The 17,853-nt window shown below is 70.8% G+C and carries 9 protein-coding genes and 3 pseudogenes; 6 read left to right on the top strand and 6 right to left on the bottom strand.

All coding sequences use genetic code 11. The features are described from left to right. Positions 1-23: 23 nt before the first annotated feature. From AQJ67_RS07515 to AQJ67_RS07500, 4 genes and pseudogenes are all read right to left on the bottom strand, one after another. Positions 24-365, bottom strand: coding sequence for an alpha-amylase (locus tag AQJ67_RS07515; protein ID WP_244190380.1), 342 nt, complete (start codon positions 363-365; stop codon positions 24-26). 348 nt (positions 366-713) lie between these two features. Next, a pseudogene (locus AQJ67_RS07510) lies at positions 714-3,779 on the bottom strand (alpha-amylase family glycosyl hydrolase); the annotation flags it as partial. 119 nt (positions 3,780-3,898) lie between these two features. After that, a pseudogene (locus AQJ67_RS07505) lies at positions 3,899-7,009 on the bottom strand (alpha-amylase family glycosyl hydrolase); the annotation flags it as partial. A 233-nt stretch (positions 7,010-7,242) separates the two neighbouring features. Next, positions 7,243-8,622 (bottom strand): annotated as a pseudogene (locus AQJ67_RS07500) (alpha-amylase); the annotation flags it as partial. A 389-nt stretch (positions 8,623-9,011) separates the two neighbouring features. Here AQJ67_RS07500 and AQJ67_RS07495 point away from each other — a divergent pair. Beyond that, complete coding sequence (locus AQJ67_RS07495; RefSeq protein WP_062717251.1) at positions 9,012-10,055, top strand: LacI family DNA-binding transcriptional regulator; 1,044 nt, start codon at positions 9,012-9,014, stop codon at positions 10,053-10,055. A gap of 11 nt (positions 10,056-10,066) precedes the next feature. Here AQJ67_RS07495 and rfbB read toward each other — a convergent pair whose 3' ends face one another. Both rfbB and AQJ67_RS07485 read right to left on the bottom strand, forming a co-directional pair. Continuing rightward, positions 10,067-11,044, bottom strand: coding sequence for a dTDP-glucose 4,6-dehydratase (gene rfbB, locus AQJ67_RS07490; protein WP_062717250.1), 978 nt, complete (start codon positions 11,042-11,044; stop codon positions 10,067-10,069). After that, positions 11,041-12,108, bottom strand: a complete 1,068-nt coding sequence (locus AQJ67_RS07485) for a glucose-1-phosphate thymidylyltransferase (protein ID WP_062717249.1) — start codon at positions 12,106-12,108, stop codon at positions 11,041-11,043. The genes rfbB and AQJ67_RS07485 overlap by 4 nt, the downstream gene beginning before the upstream one ends. Positions 12,109-12,381: 273 nt before the next feature. On the opposite strand from AQJ67_RS07485, the gene AQJ67_RS07480 reads away from it, so the two are divergent. The 5 genes from AQJ67_RS07480 to AQJ67_RS07460 are packed head-to-tail and all read left to right on the top strand — an operon-like array spanning position 12,382 to position 17,851. Further along, entirely contained in the window at positions 12,382-13,749 is a 1,368-nt protein-coding gene (locus tag AQJ67_RS07480; RefSeq protein ID WP_244190379.1) for an aspartate aminotransferase family protein, read from the top strand. Further along, positions 13,746-14,771 (top strand): ABC transporter ATP-binding protein, encoded by a 1,026-nt coding sequence (locus AQJ67_RS07475; protein WP_062717248.1) that lies wholly within the window; start codon positions 13,746-13,748, stop codon positions 14,769-14,771. Before AQJ67_RS07480 ends, AQJ67_RS07475 begins: the two co-directional genes overlap by 4 nt. Next, positions 14,768-15,577, top strand: a complete 810-nt coding sequence (locus tag AQJ67_RS07470; protein ID WP_062717247.1) for an ABC transporter permease — start codon at positions 14,768-14,770, stop codon at positions 15,575-15,577. The genes AQJ67_RS07475 and AQJ67_RS07470 overlap by 4 nt, the downstream gene beginning before the upstream one ends. Beyond that, entirely contained in the window at positions 15,574-16,374 is an 801-nt protein-coding gene (locus AQJ67_RS07465; RefSeq protein WP_062717246.1) for an ABC transporter permease, read from the top strand. Before AQJ67_RS07470 ends, AQJ67_RS07465 begins: the two co-directional genes overlap by 4 nt. A 7-nt stretch (positions 16,375-16,381) precedes the next feature. Beyond that, positions 16,382-17,851, top strand: a complete 1,470-nt coding sequence (locus tag AQJ67_RS07460; protein WP_062717245.1) for a hypothetical protein — start codon at positions 16,382-16,384, stop codon at positions 17,849-17,851. Positions 17,852-17,853 lie beyond the last annotated feature (2 nt).

Genomic DNA, 17,853 nt, shown 5'->3' with positions numbered 1-17,853 from the left:
GGGCAGAACCTTTCGCGGTGCGGTCAGGTGTCGCCCTCGCCGTCGCACAGGACGGCGCCCAGGACTTCATTGCCCTGCGTTCCCCGTCCCGGGAAGGTGATCAGGGCGCCGGGAGCCGCCGTCCGGCAGGGCACGTCGGTTCCGTCCAGGTAGACGACTCTGAAGGTGTACGTACTGGAGCAGTCGTTGCTGGCGAAGGTGTAGCGCCAGTCCACGGTGAGGTGCACGCAGTCGGGTGCCGTGGTCGGGCTCTGCGTCGAGCTCGCCGATGCCCGGGGCGAGGCCGCCTGGGGAGCGGCGGATGCCGCCGCGCCGGTCGTGGTCGCACACAGAGCCATTGCCAGGGCTATGAAAGTTGAACGCATGATCCGCACCATCGTGCTCATTCCCTTCACTTCATGAACATGTGGGATCAGCGTAGGAGGTGGCGAAGGGAGTGTGAAAAGTTTTGCGGCAAATTTCGCAAAATCATGGAAGTGTTTTCACTGTGCGGTGTTCGGTCCCCGATGTCGTGAAACAGCCAGGTCAGGTCGGTGGTCCCAGGACTGACTGCATCCCTCGGTCCCGGCCGGAAGAGCTGGTGCGCGCGGCCGGCGTGGCCGCGCGCACCGCGACGGAGCAGGACTGACACCTGCCATCAGAACGCCGTCGCCGTCGACCGGCGAAGACGGCGATGCGGCCGAAACTGAACGCCGTGAACGGTCGGTTCAGCGCTCCAGCACGCCGGGGAGCTGTACGCCCGTCGCGGCGAGCAGGGCGCCGTCGGACGAACGTTGGGTGGCGATGACCTGGCCGTGCAGTGCGGTACGGATCCGGTCGCGGTCCCGGGGATCGACCGTGAAGGCCGGATGGTCCTCGAGGTGCGGGTACTTGCTCTTCTGCCGGTCGGTGAGGGCCGTCGGCGTCAGCCGGAGCCAGTGCCCCTCGTGGGACAGGGCGCCGTCCACGACGGTGAGGTCGCCGTCGGGCGCGTAGACGAGCTGCTGGCTGGTGGCGTCGGTGGCCTTCACCTGCCACACCACGGTGTCCGCGTCGATCCACTGGGCCTTCGACGTACCGAGGTCCAGGTCCGGGGCGGCGCCCACGGTCGGCAGCAGACAGGTGCTCTCGCCGCCGATGAGCCAGACGTTCCTGCCGTGGGAGGCGAAGTCCAGGGAACGGTCGCTCGGGAGGTCCTTCTCGTCGCCCTTGTGGACGATGTAGCTCAGGGACTTCGCGCCGTCGGCCAAGGGCACCTCGAAGGTCACTCCGAAGGCGTCCTCGCTCACCGGTCGCAGCGGCTCGGCCCAGTCCGTAGGGTGCGCGGCGCCGCTCCAGGTGTGCAGACCCCAGCCGTCGTAGTCACCGTCGGCGCGATGGTAGTGGAGGACAGCCTTCTTCTCGTCCTGCGGCGGATACGCACCCTCGGGCGCCGTCACCGCCTGCCCGGCCTCACCCTGCTCGATCCACACCTCACCGGTCCGGGCGACCTCGACCGTGCGCCGCGGGCCGTCGGCGGTGCCGTCCTTCTCGACGGTGTAGGTCACGTCGACGGCACCGTCGTCCAGCCTGACCCAGGCGAAGGCCCCGTAGGCGTCACGGCCCGTGAAACCGGCCGTGCCCACGGACGACTTGAGCTGCCAGCCGTCGTAGTCGCCGTTCGCGCGCCGGTAGTGCACCACAACGTACTCGCGGTCCACGGCGCCCGGCCTCGGCTTCGCCGGCGGCTGTCCGGCCGTGGTCGTGCCGGTGGTGCCCGCGGTGCGTCCGGCGCTGTCGACCACCACGGCCTTGTAGCGCAGAGCCGTCCCGGCCGGCACGGTGTCCGCCAGATGCTGTGTCACCCGGTACGGCGCGTGGTCGGCCGAACCCAGCGTGCGCCACGGCCCGTTGCCCACCTGCGCGGCGAACACGACGCGGTTCAGCTGACCGCCGTCCACGTCCGCGCCGATCTCCACGTCACCGGTGGCTCCTGCCGCCGGAACCTTCAGCGACACCGACGGTACGGCCGCGGGGGAACCCAGCCGTTTCGCGGCCTTCAGCACCACCGCCGACAGCCCCGGCACCACCACCGTGATCTTCTTGTCCGCGCCGCTGGTGACCCGCGCCGACGACCCGTACACCCCGCGGAAGTCCATCCCCGCCGAGTCCGTCGCGACCTCGACCGTGCGCGTCCCCTCGGCGTTGTTCACCGCGACCACGTACTCGACCTGCTCCCTGGCCCCGGTGCGTGAGAACGCGTACACGCCCTGGCCGTCGGCCGCGTACCGCTCCTGCTGCACACCGTCGCGCAACGCCGGATGCCGCTCGGTCAGCCGCGACAGCGACGCGATCGACCGGTACAGCGGATGCATCGTGTCGTACGCGTCCGACGCGTGGGTGCGCCCGGTGCCGATCAGGTCGTCGTCCAGGTAGTCCGCCACCCGCGACGCGAACATCGTCTGCCGGGCGCCCTTGTCGCCGCCCGGGCCGGTGAAGCCCTGCTCGTCACCGGAGTAGATCACCGGGTTGCCCCGGGACAGGAACATCAGCTCGTGCGCGAACCGGTCGCGGCGCAGCAGCTCGGCGTCGTCCGCCCCGGGGTTGTCCTGACGGAGGAAGCTGCCGATCCGGCCCATGTCGTGGTTGCCGAGGAACGTCACCTGCTCGTAGGCGTTGGCCTTGTCGGTGGTGTAGCGGTAGTCCTGCGCGAGGACGGCGGAGAGGGCACTCGCCGGCTTGCCCTGGGAGGCGTAGCCGCGGATGGCGTTCTGCAACGGGAAGTCGAGCGTCGCGTCCAGCCGGCCCTGCGTCACATACGGCGCCGTGACGGACGGGTCGGACGACAGGGTCTCGCCGAAGACGAAGAAGTCCTCGCGGCCCCGCTCGGCGGCGTAGGCGTCGATCGCCGTGGCCCACCGGGTCCAGAACGGCATGTCGACATTACGGACGGTGTCGACGCGGAAGCCGTCCACGTCGAAGTCCTTCACCCACCGCTGGTAGATCCGCTCCAGGCCCTTGACGACCTCCGGACGCTCCGTCCAGAGGTCGTCCAGGCCGGTGTGGTCGCCGTGGAGCCCGCTCTCGCCGACGAAGGTGGAGTCACCCCGGTTGTGGTACATGGTGGGGTCGTTGAGCCACGCCGGGACCTTGCTGTTCTTCTCCGTCTCCGGCACGACGGGGGTGTACGGGAAGGCGTCCCGGTCGACCTCGACCCCGCTCATGCCGGAGCTGTCGTCGAAGGGGCGGCCCTCGGCGTCGAGGTACGGGTAGGCGCCCTTGGAGCGGTAGCCGGTCTGCTTCTCCGTGTTGGTGACGGTGTCGGCGGTGTGGTTGGTGATGACGTCGAAGAAGACCTTCATGCCCTTGGCGTGGGCCTTGTCGATCAGCTCGGCCAGTTCGGCGTTGGTGCCGAAGTGCGGGTCGACCTGGGTGAAGTCGGTGATCCAGTAGCCGTGGTACCCGGCGGACTCCCCGCCGCCCTGTACCGGTTTGTTCTTGAAGATCGGCGCCATCCAGATCGCGGTGGTGCCGAGCCCCTTGATGTAGTCGAGCTTCCTGATCAGGCCCTTGAGGTCGCCGCCCTGGTAGAAGCCCTTGTCCGTGGGGTCGAAGCCGGTCGTGGCCCGGTCGCCGGCGAGGCCTCCGCGGTCGTTGGCCGTCGAGCCGTTCGCGAACCGGTCGGGCAGCAGGAAGTAGGCCTGCTCCCGGGTGAGGTCGTGGCGAGCCGGCTGGGCGGCCAGCCTGGCGTCGGACGGCGGCGCGGGCGGCCGCTGGACCGCGTTCGCGGGTGACGCGGCGCCGAGCGTCGTCGCCAGCAGGGTGGTGACGAGGGCCGAGGCGGTGCCGCCGGTCGCGCGGGCGCTTCGCCTTCTTCGGCCTGGGCGGTCCGTGATGTGGGTGGACGGGGCGTTCACTCGGTGGTTCCTTCCGGTCGGTCTGCGACGCGCACGCTGGTGGCGCCCAACAGGGCACCGCTGTCCGTCCGCTGGGTGGCGATGAGTTGCGCCCCGGCCAGGGCCTGGTCGACGCGGTCGCGGTCCCGGGGGGCGACGCGGAACGCCGCAGCGTCCGTGAACTCGGGGTACCGGGCCTTCTGCGCCGCGGTCAGCTCGGTCGCGTCGAGCCGCAGCCAGCGGCCCTCGTCCGACAGGGCGCCGTTCTCGATCGTCAGGCTGTCCTCGGGGGCGCCCTCAGGGGCGTAGATCAACTGCTGGCTGGCGACGCCCGTGCCCTGTCCCGCCCACACGACGGTGTCGTCGCCGATCCAGGTGGCCTCCGAGCGCGTGAGGTCGATGCCGAAGGCCCCGCCCAGCGAGGGGGCCAGATAGGCGGGGTCGCCGGACACGCGCCAGACCTCGTGCCCGTACAGGGAGAAGTCGAGGGCCTCGTCGGTGGCGGTGTCCTTCTCCTCCTTCTTGTGGAGGACGTAGCTGAGCGTGGGCGCGCCGTCCTTCAGCGGGACCTCGAAGACGAGCCCGAAGGCGTCACGGCGGACCGGCTGGACGGGGTCGTTCCACTCCGGGGGGTGGGCCGAGCCGGTCCAGGTGTGCAGGCCCCAGCCGTCGTAGTCGCCGTTGGGGCGGTGGTAGTGCAGGACGGCCTTGGTGGCGTCCTGGGGCGGGCCGGTGTCGTGCGGTCGGTCCGTGCGGACCCGTTCGTTGCCTTCCTCGGTCCACACCTCACCGGCCACGGCGAAGTCGACGGAGCGCGCCGGGACGTCGGCGGCACCGTCCTTCTCGACCGTGAACCGGACCGGGCCCGTGCCGGGCGGGATCCAGGCGAAGGCGCCGTGGGAGTCGCGCCCGGCGAACGGCGCGGTCCTGCCGTCGGAGGTCCTCAGCAGCAACCCGTCGTAGTCGCCGTCGGCCCGCCGATGGTGGACGACGCCGTACGTCCGCCGCACCGTGGGCTTGCTCGGCGAGGGAGGCTGTCCGGCGGTCGTGCCGGCGACGTCAGCGGCGGTGCGGCCGAGGCTGTCGACCACAACGGCCTTGTAGCGCAAGGGGGTTCCTGCGGCGATCGTGTCGGGGAGGTGCTGGGTGACCCGGTGGGGCGCGTGATCTGCCGAACCCAGGGTCGTCCAGGGACCGTCGCCGACCCGAGCGGCGAACACGACGCGGTTCAGCTGACCGCCCGACACGTCCGCGGAGACCGTCACGTCACCGGTGGCTCCCGCCTCCGGCGCCTTGAGCGCCACCGTCGGCGACACCTCCGGGGCCGGCAGCGGGCGCGCGGCCTCGAGCACCACCGTCGACAGCGCCGGGACGGTCACCTCGACTCGGCCCGACGCGTCACTGCGCGGGCTCGCCGAAGTGCCGTACAGCCCTTGGAAGTCCGTCCGCGCCGAGCCGGTCGCCAGCCGCACCGTCCGCGCCGCGGGGGAGTTGTTCGCCGCCACCAGGTACTCGACCCGCTGCTTCGGATCCGTACGCGAGAACGCGTACACGCCCTGGCCGCCGTCGGCGTACCGCTCCGTCTGCACCCCGTCCCGCAGCGCCGGACGGCTCTTCGTCAGTCGCGACAGCGACGCGATCGACCGGTACAGGGGATGCTCCACGTCGTAGGCGTCCGAGGCGTGCGTACGGTCCGTCCCGATCTGGTCGTCGTCCAGATAGTCGGCGGCCCGCGAGGCGAACATGGTCTGGCGGCCCTCGACGTCGCCGCCGGCTCCGGTGAAGCCCTGTTCGTCGCCCGAGTAGACCACCGGGTTGCCGCGGGACAGGAACAGCAACTCGTGGGCGAACCGGGACCGTTCGAGCAGTTCGGCGTCCGGGGCGTCCGGGTTGTCCTGGGCGATGAAGGAGCCGATGCGGCCCATGTCGTGGCTGCCGAGGAAGGTCACCTCGCCGTAGGCGTTGGCCTTGTCGGTGGTGTACCGGTAGTCCTGCGCGAGGACGCGGGAGAGGTCCGCCGCCGGGCCGCCCCGGGAGGCGTAGTCACGGAAGGCGGCCTGGAGCGGGAAGTCGAGCGTGCCGTCGAGCCGGCCCTGGACCAGGTACGGGGCCATCACGGCGGGGTCGGCGGAGTACGCCTCGCCGAACACGAAGAAGTCGGGTCGGCCCTGCCGGGCCGCGTACGCGTCGAGCGCGGTGGCCCACCGGGTCCAGAACTCCATGTTCACGTTCTTGGCGGTGTCGACGCGGAACCCGTCCACGCCGAAGTCCTTCACCCAGGTCTCGTAGATCCGGGTCATGCCCTCGACCACTTCGGGACGCTCGGTCCACAGGTCGTCCATGCCCAGGAAGTCGCCGTACAGGGCGCTCTCGCCGGCGAAGGTGGAGTTTCCGCGGTTGTGGTACATGGTGGGGTCGTTGAGCCAGTCCGGCACCATACGGTCGACCCCGGTGCGGGGACGCGGCGTGTAGGGGAGACCGTCGGCGTCCACCGGCCGGATGCCGTCGCTGTCGTCGAAGGGGCGGCCCTCGGTGTCGAGGTAGGGGTGGGCGCCCTTGGAGCGGTAACCGTACTGCTGCTCCGCGTAGTCGATGAGGTCGGCGGTGTGGTTGGTGATGACGTCGAAGAAGACCTTCATGCCCTTGGCGTGCGCCTTGTCGATCAGCTCGCTCAGTTCGGCGTTGGTGCCGAAGTGCGGGTCGACCTGGGTGAAGTCGGTGATCGCGTAACCGTGGTAACTGGCCGACTGGTGGCCGTCCAGGGTCTGGACCGGCCGGTTCTTGAAGACCGGTGTCATCCATATCGCGGTGGTGCCCAGGCCTTTGATGTAGTCCAGCCGGTCGATCACCCCCTTGAGGTCGCCGCCTTGGAAGTAGTGCTTGTCGGTCGGGTCGAAACCGGTCCGTGTGCGGTCTCCGCTCAGGCCGCCCCGGTCGTTGGCCTCGGAGCCGCCCGCGAACCGGTCGGGGAGTAACAGGTAGAACTGCTCGCGGGACGGCGCGGGGCGGGCCGGTTCGCCTGCCAGCGCCACGTCGGTCGGAGGATCGGCGGCGGAGGCGGAGGCGGAGGCGGAGGCGGACACGGAAGCGGGGACGGAAGCGGGGACGGAGCCGGTGGCGGACGCCGGGGACACGGCGGAGGGCAGGGCGGTCAACGACGGGGTGAGCAGGGCGAGGGCCACAGCTCTGGCGGTTCTTCGCCGGGGCGGGGACACGGTCACGAAGCCTTTCTCCTCAACGGTCTCGCACAGCAACGCCCGGGGTTCGCGGGCGACTTGGGTGGTGCCGGACCGCACCGCACACCACAGTTCTGCGGTGTGCGGTGCGGTTGCCCGCTCTTTCTGGAGGGCCTTGCCGGAGGCGTCGGGGTGACGGGTCGTCGTCCTCAGCCGCAGGCGGTCGCGCCCGTGTGCAGGGCGAGGGCGGTGTTGGATCCGAGCGTCGCGGTGAACTGGCCGGAGCCGTCCACGGTGACGGGCCGGTTGCTCTGCACGTCGCAGTAGGTGCCCGCGGGCAGCGACGTCTGGAAGGTGCGGGTCAGGGCGGACGGCTCGTGGTTGACGGCCACGTAGGCCTTGTCGCCACGGCCGAACGCGATGGCGTTGTTGTCGTTGTCCCACCAGTTGGTGACGGCGGCGTCACCGGCGGTGTTGCGGAACCCGACCATGCTCGCGATCTCGGGCCAGGCGTGCTGGCACTTCCAGCCCTCGGTGTAACAGGCGTTCACCTGACCGTCGTTCGGCGGCCCGGCGTCGTGGTCGCTGAACTCGTAGCCCGACTGGACGTCCGGTGACCCGTAGGGCCAGGCCAGCATGAACACGTGGGCGAGGGTGTAGTTCGCGCCGTCCTTGTAGCTGAGCGTGGCGCCGCTGCGCTCGGTGTCGTGGTTGGCGACGAACACGGAGGCGGTGGCGCCGGGGAGGTACCCCCAGCCCTCACCGAAGTTCTCCAGGTAGGCCAGTTTCTCGCTGTTGAGGACCCGCTTCAGGTCCCGGCCGTAGCTGAACTCCTGGGCGTCCCCGGTGCCCGTGTACTGGCTGGGCTGCACGGCCTCACCGGCGACGCCGATGGTCTCCTGCTTCCAGTACACGCCCGGGTCGGTCAGTCTGGACTTGATGTTGCTCAGGTCGGCCGGGTCGATGTGCTTGGCCGCGTCGATGCGGAAGCCGTCGACGCCGAGCGAGAGCAGGTCGTTCATGTAGCCGGCGATCGTCTTGCGGACGTACTCCTCGCCGGTGTCCAGGTCAGGCAGCCCGCCGAGTTCGCAGTGCTGGACGTGCCAGCCGTCCTGGTAGTTGGTGATCGACGCCGTGCAGTCGTCCATGTCGGCCGCGGAGTACGTGCCGGGGTAGTCGTACTTGGAGAAGCTGGAGCCTGCGGAACCGGTTCCGGAGCTGTTCGCCATGTGGTTGATCACCGTGTCCGCGACGACCTTCACCCCGGCCGCGTGGCAGGTGTCCACCATGGACTTGAAAGCGGCCCGGTCACCGAGCCGGGTGCCGATCTTGTAGCTGACGGGCTGGTACGCGGTCCACCAGGGGGTGCCCTGGACGCGCTCCTGAGGGGGTGACACCTGGACGTACCCGTACCCGGCGGGGCCGAGGGTGTCCGTGCACGCCTGGGCGACCGAGCTGAACTTCCATTCGAACATCACTGCCGTCACGTCTTTGTCGCCGGGGGGCGCCGCCGGTGCGGCGTCCGGCACCGTGACGACCACGGCGGCTCCTGCCACGAGGGCGAGCGCAGCGGCCACGGTCTTGTGGGCCATCGTTCCTCCTGATCCACCAGATGCGGACGAGAGGCCTCACGCAGCAACGCGCCGTGCCCGACAGGCCTTTGAAGATTCTTGCTGAAACACAGCAGAAACTCTTTGCAGACGAGACCGTACGAGTCGCTGTCACTTCGGTCAACCCTCTTCGCCGAGACGCACGATGGTTTACGCGAGACCCCAACGCCATTGATCTGCAGGCCAGTTGATTCGCTGCAACTCTTTGCGCAACCGTTGCAGTCGTGTTACGTTCAATTACCGTCCGGTTCGGCGGACCGGAGACCCGGAGAACCGACCGGGTCCACGCGCCCGGTCCGCCGCATCGGACCTGAAGCCCGGATCGAGGGCGTAGTGGGCGCGGCGACGGCCGACCGGTACAGTGCGATGCCATGACCGCGCGGCTTGCCGACATCGCAGCCCAGGCGGGTGTCAGCAAGGCCACCGTCAGCCGCGTACTCAACGGCGTGGGCGGCGTGGCCTCGGGCACCCGCGACTCCGTGCTCGCGGCACTCGACGCCCTGGGCTACGAGCACCCGTCGAGGCAACGCCGTGCGGAGCTCGTCGGCCTGGTCACCCCGGAGCTGGACAACCCCATCTTTCCCGCGATGGCCCAGGTGATGGCACAAGCGCTGACCCGCCAGGGGTACACGCCCGTACTGGCGACCCAGACACCCGGCGGGTCGACCGAGGACGAACTCACGGAGATGCTCGTCGGCCGAGGGGTCTGCGGCATCATCTTCGTCTCGGGACTGCACGCCGACACCAGCGCCGACACCGGGCGCTACGACCGACTGCACGAACAGCACGTGCCCTTCGTCCTGGTCAACGGATTCTCGCCCGGGATCGACGCCCCCTTCGTCTCTCCGGACGACCGGGCGGCGATGCGGCTGGCCGTGGCGCACCTGGCGGAGCTGGGGCACCGGCGCATCGGCCTCGCGGTGGGTCCCGGGAGGTTCGTGCCGGTGCGGCGCAAGATCGAGGGGTTCCTGGGCGGTGTCCAGGAGCAACTGGGGCTGTCCGCAGGGGAGTCGGAGGATCTGGTCGAGCACTCCCTCTTCTCCTTGGAGGGTGGTCAGGCCGCGGCGGCCGCCCTGATCGGCAGGGGGTGTACGGCCGTCGTGTGCGCCAGCGACATGATGGCCCTCGGCGCCGTGCGGGCCGCACGGCAACAGGGTCTGCGGGTGCCCGGCGACATCTCGGTCGTCGGGTACGACGACTCCCCGCTCATCGCCTTCACCGACCCTCCCCTCACCACCATCAGACAGCCCGTCAGGTCGATGGGGCAGGTCGCCGTGGACGCGCTCCTGGAGGAGATGGCCGGTACGGCCCCGCCGCGCACCGAGTTCGTCTTCATGCCGGAACTGGTGGTACGCGGCTCCACCGCCGCCGGCCCGCGCGCCGGGGAGCCCCTGCGCGGAACGGCGAGCGCCTGACCGAGGCGCGCTCACAGCGCCGCGAACAACGGGCGCCACCAGTCGGCGTGCCGCCTGTACCACTCCGCGGTGTCGGCCAGGGCCGTCGTGAAGTCGACGACCGGCCGGTAGCCGAGCTCGGCGGTGATCTTGCTGTGGTCGACCGCGTACCGCCGGTCGTGGCCCTTGCGGTCCCGCACGTGCACGATCCGCTCCCGGCCCGCGCCGCACAGTTCCAGCAGCCGGTGCGTCAGCTCCAGGTTGGGCAGCGAGGTGCCGCCGCCGATGTTGTAGATCTCTCCCGGCCGCCCCGCCAGCCGGACGAGCTCGACGGCCCGGACGTGGTCCTCGACGTGCAGCCAGTCACGCACGTGCCGTCCGTCGCCGTAGAGCGGTACACCGGCCCCGGACAGCAGGCCGGCCAGGAAGCGGGGGATGAGCTTCTCGGGGTGCTGGTGGGGGCCGAAGTTGTTCGAGCAGCGGGTCACCCGCACGTCCAGGCCGTGCGTGTGGTGGTGGGCCAGCGCGATCAGGTCCGAAGCCGCCTTCGACGCCGCGTACGGCGAGGTCGGACACAACCGGTCGCTCTCCTTCGCCGCCCCGTGCGGCAGGGACCCGTACACCTCGTCCGTGGAGATGTGCACGAAGGTGCGCACCCCGTGCCGGAGCGCGGCGTCGAGGAGGACCTGGGTGCCCAGCACGTTGGTACGGGTGAAGGACCCGCTGTCGGCTATGGAGCGGTCGACGTGCGACTCGGCCGCGAAGTGCACGATCTGGTCGTGCCGTGCGGCCAGTTCGTCCACCAGCCGCGCGTCGCACACATCGCCCTGGACAAAGGAGAAACGCGGGTGGTCGCGCACCGCGCGGAGCCGGGCGAGGCTGCCGGCGTAGGTGAGTTTGTCGAGGACGGTCACCGCCGTGCCCTCCGGCGCCGTGGGGGAGAGGAGGTGGCGGGCGTAGGCGGAGCCGATGAAGCCCGCTCCGCCGGTGACGAGGATCCGTGCGTTCATGAAGGGAGATACACCTTGCTGTGGTCGCCGATCACCAGCCGGTGAGCCTGCGGGAGACGGGGGGCGGGGCGCACGACGGCGCCGCGGCCGATGAGCGAGCCTTCGATGCGTGCGGCCCCCTCCACCTGGGCACCGGGCAGCAGCACCGAGTACTCGATGGCGCTGTCCGCCACCAGGCAGTCCTCCCCGATGGAGGTGTACGGGCCGACGCTGGAGTTGCTGACGACGGCACCTGCGCCGATGACCACAGGCCCCACCACCCGCGACCCGCGCACGATCGCGCCCTCGGCCACGCGCACCCGGCCGACCAGGGTGCTGTGGGGGTCCACCTTGCCCTCGACGTTGCCTTCGAGGCCGTCCAGGACATGGCGGTTGACCTCCAGCAGGTCCTCGACGCTGCCGGTGTCGCGCCAGGGCCGGGTGGTGGTCTCGGCGCGCACCCGCATCCCGCGGTCGATCATCCACTGCACGGCGTGGGTGATCTCCAGTTCGCCGCGCGCGGAGGGAGTGATGGCGCGTACCGCCTCGTGCACGGCGGGGCTGAAGGCGTACACGCCGATGAGCGCGAGGGCGCTGCGGGGGCTGTCGGGTTTCTCCTCCAGGCGCAGCACGTTCCCCTCGGGGTCGACCTCCGCGACCCCGAAGGCGGACGGGTCGGCGACCGGCGTGAGCAGCAGCCGGGCCGCCGCTGGAGCCGCCGCCGCGAGCCGGGCGAAGTCGGTGACGCCCTGCTGGAGGTAGTTGTCCCCGAGGTACAGCAGGAAGTCGTCGTCGCCCAGGAAGTCCCGGGCGATGAGCACCGCGTGGGCGAGGCCGAGCGGGCGGGACTGGTGCAGATACGTGATGCGCAACCCGAACCCGGTGCCGTCGCCGGTGAGTTCGCGGATGTCCCGGGCATGCGCGCCGACCACGATGCCGACGTCGCGGATGCCGGCCGAGGCCAGGGACTCCAGGGCGTAGAACAGCACGGGTTTGTTGGCGATGGGGAGCAGTTGTTTGGCGCCGGTGTGGGTGAACGGCCTGAGTCTGCTGCCGGTGCCACCCGCCAGGACCAGTGCTTTCACCTCGGCCTCCGGCGGGGCGGGCCGATCTGGGGGCGTGTTCTCACAGGTCCCTCCTCGAAGCGATGAGGCGTGGGTGCCGCCGTAAGCACCTCGACTCAATCAGAGGTCCGCAAAACACCGCAAGCTCTTTCTGAAACATCCCGCAAAGGCTTGCGAACTGATCGGGTCCGGTGTTTGACTCGGCGCCGAGCCGCCAACGGGGGTGTGCCACACCGGAGTTCGCCGACAGGTGGACGCAGGTGAACGCAGTCGGCCCGACGAACGGGGGCAGCAGTGACAGGCATCCGGCAGACACGGCAACGGACACGGCAGACCCGGCAACCGGATCGGCAGACCCGGCAACTGGATCGGCAGACAGCGCAACTGGCCCGGGAGACCCGGCATCTGGCGCCGGGCGCCTCCGAGGAGGCCGTCCACGGACGCCGGGTCTTCGCCGAGGGACGCGGGGCCGTCCTGACCGATCTCGACGGCAACCAGTACCTCGACTTCGCCGCCGGCACCCTCACCCAGTCGCTCGGCCACGGTCACCCGGAGGTCGTCGAGGCGCTCACCGCGCAGGCCCAGCGCCTGTGGAACGTCCACGACAGCGCCACACCCGAGCGCGCCGAACTCCTCGAACTGCTGGCCCGGCTGCTGCCCGAGCGCCTGGACACCTTCGCGTTCTTCTCCACCGGAGCGGAGGTGGTCGAGGCCGCCCTGCGCGTCGTACAGGCGACCGCGCCACCGGGCCGCAACCGCGTCGGCGCACTGCGGCACGGCTTCCACGGCAAGACCATGGGCGCCCGGATGCTCGTCCACTGGGACATCGGCCACCAGGCGTTCAGCGGCAACAGCGTGCTCGGGTACAGCCCGTACTGCTACCGCTGCCCGCTGGGCCTGGAGTACCCGTCGTGCGACGTGCGGTGCGCCACGCTCGTGTGCCGGCACATCGCGGAGAAGCCCAATGTCTCCGCGCTGGTCTTCGAACCCGTCCTCGGAGCGGCCGGCGTGATCGTGCCGCCCCCGGGCTACTGGGAGCGCATCACGCAGGCCTGCCACGAGAGCGGCGTCCTGCTCGTCGCGGACGAGGTCCTGACCGGCGGCGGCCGCACAGGTGCCTTCCTCGCCAGTGAACTGTTCGGCGTCGAACCGGACTTGGCGATGCTGTCCAAGGGCACCGCGAGCGGATTTCCCTTCGCCGTCCTCGCCGGGCGCGGCGAGCTGCTGCGCAGACCGGAGGCCGCCACCACGGGCGCGTACGCCTCGACATACGCGAGCAATCCGCTGGGGATCGCCGCCGCCCGCGCCACCCTCGAAGTCGTCGAACGCGACCGGCTGATCGAACGCGTCCGCGTCCTCGGCGAGGTGATGGAGAACCGCCTCACCGCCCTGGAGTCCCGCTTCCCGCAGCTCGGCCAGGTCCGCGGTCTCGGACTGCTGTGGGGCCTGGAGTTCGTCACCGACCCCGCCGACCGCACTCCCGCGCCCGACCTCGCCCGCGCCGTCTACACGACCGCCCTCGACCTGGGCCTGCGCACTTCCCTCGGCGGCCACATCCTGCGCCTGGCACCGCCGTTCACCCTCGACGCGGCCCTGCTCGACGAGGGCTTGCGCCTGCTGGAACAGGCCATCGAGAGGGCCGTCGAGAAGGTGATCGCGTGATCGTGGCGGAGCGCCTCGTCAAGGAGTTCCGGCTGGCCGAACGCGAACCCGGCCTGCTCGGCAGCCTCCGCACCCTCTTCACCCGCGAGTACCGCGTCGTACGCGCCGTCGACGACGTCTCCTTCGAGATACCGGCCGGTACCAAGACCGCCTACATCGGCGCCAACGGTGCCGGAAAGTCGACCACCATCAAGATGCTGACCGGCATCATGACCCCCACCTCCGGCCGCTGCCTGGTCGCCGGGCTGGAGCCCTACCGGCACCGGCAGCGCAACGCCCGCGCCATCGGCGTCGTCTTCGGCCAGCGCAGCCAGCTGTGGTGGGACCTGTCCGTACCCGACTCCTTCCGCATCCTGCGCCGCATCTACGACATCCCCGAACCCGTCTACCGGCGCAACCTCACCCTGTTCCGGGACCTCCTCGACATCGACGCCCTGGGCACCACGCCCGTACGGCAGCTGAGCCTCGGCCAGCGCATGCGCGCCGAGATCGCGGCGAGCCTGCTGCACGACCCCGCCGTCCTGTTCTGGGACGAGCCGACGATCGGCCTCGACATGGTGCTCAAGGACGCGGTGCGCCAGCTGGTCAACCGCGCCCACCGCGAGCTGGGCACCACCGTCGTGCTGACCAGCCACGACATCGCCGACATCGCCGCGATCTGCGACGACGCCCTGGTCGTCGACCACGGACGGGTCGTCCACCAGGGCACCCTGACGGACCTGCTGCGCACCGCCGACCACCGCTCGGTCGTCTTCGACCACCGCGACGGCACCGCACCCGAAACGGCACGGCAGCGCATCGAGGCCGGCCTTCCCGGAGTGCGCGCCACACCGGACGACCGCGGCCGTATCCGCGTCGACTACCCCACCGGCCGCTACACCTCCCGCGAGGTCCTCGCCTTCCTCCTCGACCGCTTCGACCTCGCCGACTGGTACGCCCCCGAACCCGGCCTGGAGGACGTGCTGCGCAAGATCTACGGCCGCTCCCGGACGCCCGGAACCGCGCACGAGGGCGCCGCATGATCACTCGCCTCCGCCGCTATCTGCCGTTCGCCACCAGCGGCCTGCAGTCCCTGCTCCAGTACCGCTCCATGTTCGCGATGACGGCGGTCACCGCGGCCGCCGGCGCCGCGGTCACCGTCTTCCTGTGGCGCGCCGTGTACGAGGGCACCCCCGGCCGTGGCCCCGGCGGCTTCACCGTGCAGGACATCACCACCTACCTCCTGGTGGCCCAGATCCTTCAAGTGCTGCACACCAACCGGGTGGACGACGAGGTCGCGGCCGAGGTGTACCGGGGTGACGTCGCCGTCATGCTCGTACGCCCCGTGAGCTACCCGGTGATGCGGTTCTTCGCCTGCCTGCCCGTGGTCGGGGCCAACGCCGTGCTGGTCGGCCTGCCGGTGCTCGGCCTGTTCGCCGCGATCGTCCCGCTCACCGCGCCCCGTCCCGCGGACCTGCTGCTGTTCACCGTCTCCACCGCCCTGTCGGTGCTGCTGGCGTTCTGCGTGAACCTGCTGACCGGCATGACCGGGTTCCTCACCACCAACACCTGGGGGGTGCGGATGGTCAAGCAGAGCGTCGTCGCCTTCTTCGCCGGCCAGCTCGTCCCCCTCGCGCTGATGCCGGACCCGCTGGCGACGCTCGCGCGGGCCCTGCCCTTCCGCGGCATGGTCGACGGCCCGCTGACCCTGCTCCTGGGCCGTTACGACGGCTGGGCCGACGCGGCGTGGCTGCTGGCGCAGCAGGTGGCCTGGGCCGCAGGTCTCTCGCTGCTGTGCGCCGCGCTGTGGCGGGCCGCCCTGGGACGGCTGGAGGTGCTCGGCGGATGACCCGCACCGTGGCGCGCTACCTGTGGCTCTCCTTCTTCCTCGGCGGGGTCGGCCTGCACCGGCTGGCTGCGTACCGCACCGATTTCTTCCTGGGCGCGGGCGCGTTCCTGGTCCGGGTCGGCATCCAGACGGCCGTCGTCGGCCTCGTCTTCCGGCAGGTCCCCGCCGTGGGCGGCTGGTCGTACCACGAGGTGCTGTTCCTTCTGGGGTTCTCCCTGCTGCCCCGCGGCCTGGACCACCTCTTCACCGACCAGCTGTGGGAACTGGGCCGCAAGCTCATCCAGCGCGGCGAGTTCTACCGCTACCTCGTCCGCCCGGTCGATCCCTTGTTCTCCCTGCTGTCGGAGCGCTTCTTCCACCCCGACGGGCTCGGCGAACTCGTCGTCGGCGCCGTACTGGTGGGCTACGCGGGAGCCGAACTCGACCTCTCCCTCACCCCGCTCCAGTGGGCCCTGGCACCCGCGCTGGTGCTGTGCGGCGCCCTGCTGCACACGGCGGTGAAGCTGTTCTTCGCCTCGCTGTCCTTCTGGACCGTGACGAGCCTGCCGGCGATGTACGCCGCGAGCCAGGTCTCGGAGTTCTCCGCCTACCCGCTGGACATCTACCACCCCTCGCTGAAAGCCCTGCTCACCTGGGTCCTGCCCTTCGCCTTCACCGCCTACGTGCCGAGCGTCTACCTGCTCACCGGGACGACCGGCCTGCTCGGCTGGCTGCCGGTCGTGACCGTCGGCGCCCTGGCGCTCGCCCTGGCCGTCTGGCGCCGCGGCGTCAACCGATACGAGATGACCGGGAGTTGAGCCGCGCATGATACGCAACGACGACCTGGGTGCCCTGCTGCGCACGGCCCCGTGGCTGCCGGAGGACGCCAGGCGGGCCGCGCGTTTCGAGCGGGTCGACCACGCCGAACTCGGCACCGCCGCCCACCTGCTGGTCGTGGCCGCGGTCGGCGGACCCGCATCCGGACAGCGCTGGTTCGTGCCGGTCAGGCCGCTACCGGGCGGCACGGGTGTCGAAGAGGCGCACGGCGGCGAGGAGTTCGACACCGCCGCCCTGGACGCGGTCTGCGCCGGGGACCGGCTGCGCACGGACCGCGGCGGCCTCGTGCTGTTCCGCGGCACGGGCCTCACCCCGCACAAGGTGCGCCCGCTGCCCTTCGAACGCGGCTGGTCCTCCAACGCCCTGTCGCTCGTGGAGAACGACGGCACGGCGTACGTCCACAAGACCTACCGGCGCCTGGACGACACCGTCCGCGAACCGGAACTCCTACGACTGCTGAACGGCACCGGCCGCACCCCCGACTGGGCCGGCGACTACACCTACGTCGACCCCGCCACCGGCGCCCACCACCCGCTGGGCGTGTTCTACCGGTACGCGCCCGGCGACGGCGTCGACCTGCCACTGCGACAGAGCATGCGGTCGCTGTGGCCGAAGGTGACCGACGCCCAGGCCCCCGAAGCCCTCGACGACGCAGTACGAGCGCATGTGCGCCCACTGGAGCGGAACCTGCGGGAGGCCGGACGGTTCCTCGCCGGGTTCCACCGCGACCTGGCCGCCGGCCTCGGCGGCCGTCCCGCACCGCCGTACCCGGTACAGGAGGTGCTCGCCCGGACCACAGCCCGCACGGCCGAACTCGCCGCCGCGGACATCGGCCTGCCCCCGGCCGCCCACGCCGCGGCCTTCACGGCACTGGCGCAGGAGACGGCGGCACTGCACTCCGCCTTCGACGCCGCACCCGCCGGTTTCGCCTCCGGCCCCTGCCACGGCGACCTGCACCTGTCGCACCTGCTGTGCCGGCCCCGGGAAGACGGGAGCTGGTCGATGCACGTGATCGACCTGTCCACCCCGGCCCTCGGTCCCGGTGACCCGGGATGGGCCGCGCAGTCACCGGTGCAGGACCTCGTCGCCGTCCAGCGCGCACTGGAGTACTTCACCGCCGACGAGGCGGCCTTCGAGAGCGGGCGGCGTCTGGGCATCGACTCCTTCGACACGATGCGGGGCGCGCTCGACGGCGCCGACGACTGGCCACCCGAACGCCGGGCCGTGCTGCGGCAGGTCTTCCACGCCGCCGACGTCTGGCGGGCGCGGGTACTGCGCCTGCTCCTCGGCACCTCGCCGAACGACCCCCTGCGCCGCCTGCTCTACCTGGGCCGACTACTGCACGAACTCGCCTACAACATCGACCACGCCCGGCCGTACCACGCCGCGATCGACCTGCGCCACGCCCTCCCACCGGGGGCCCGCATCCCGGCCTCGACCCTTCCAGCTAGGACGTGAAC

Source organism: Streptomyces caeruleatus, assembly GCF_001514235.1.
GTDB lineage: Bacteria > Actinomycetota > Actinomycetes > Streptomycetales > Streptomycetaceae > Streptomyces > Streptomyces caeruleatus.
Note: the sequence above shows the minus strand (reverse complement) of the source record. Positions and strands in the feature narration are given on the sequence as shown.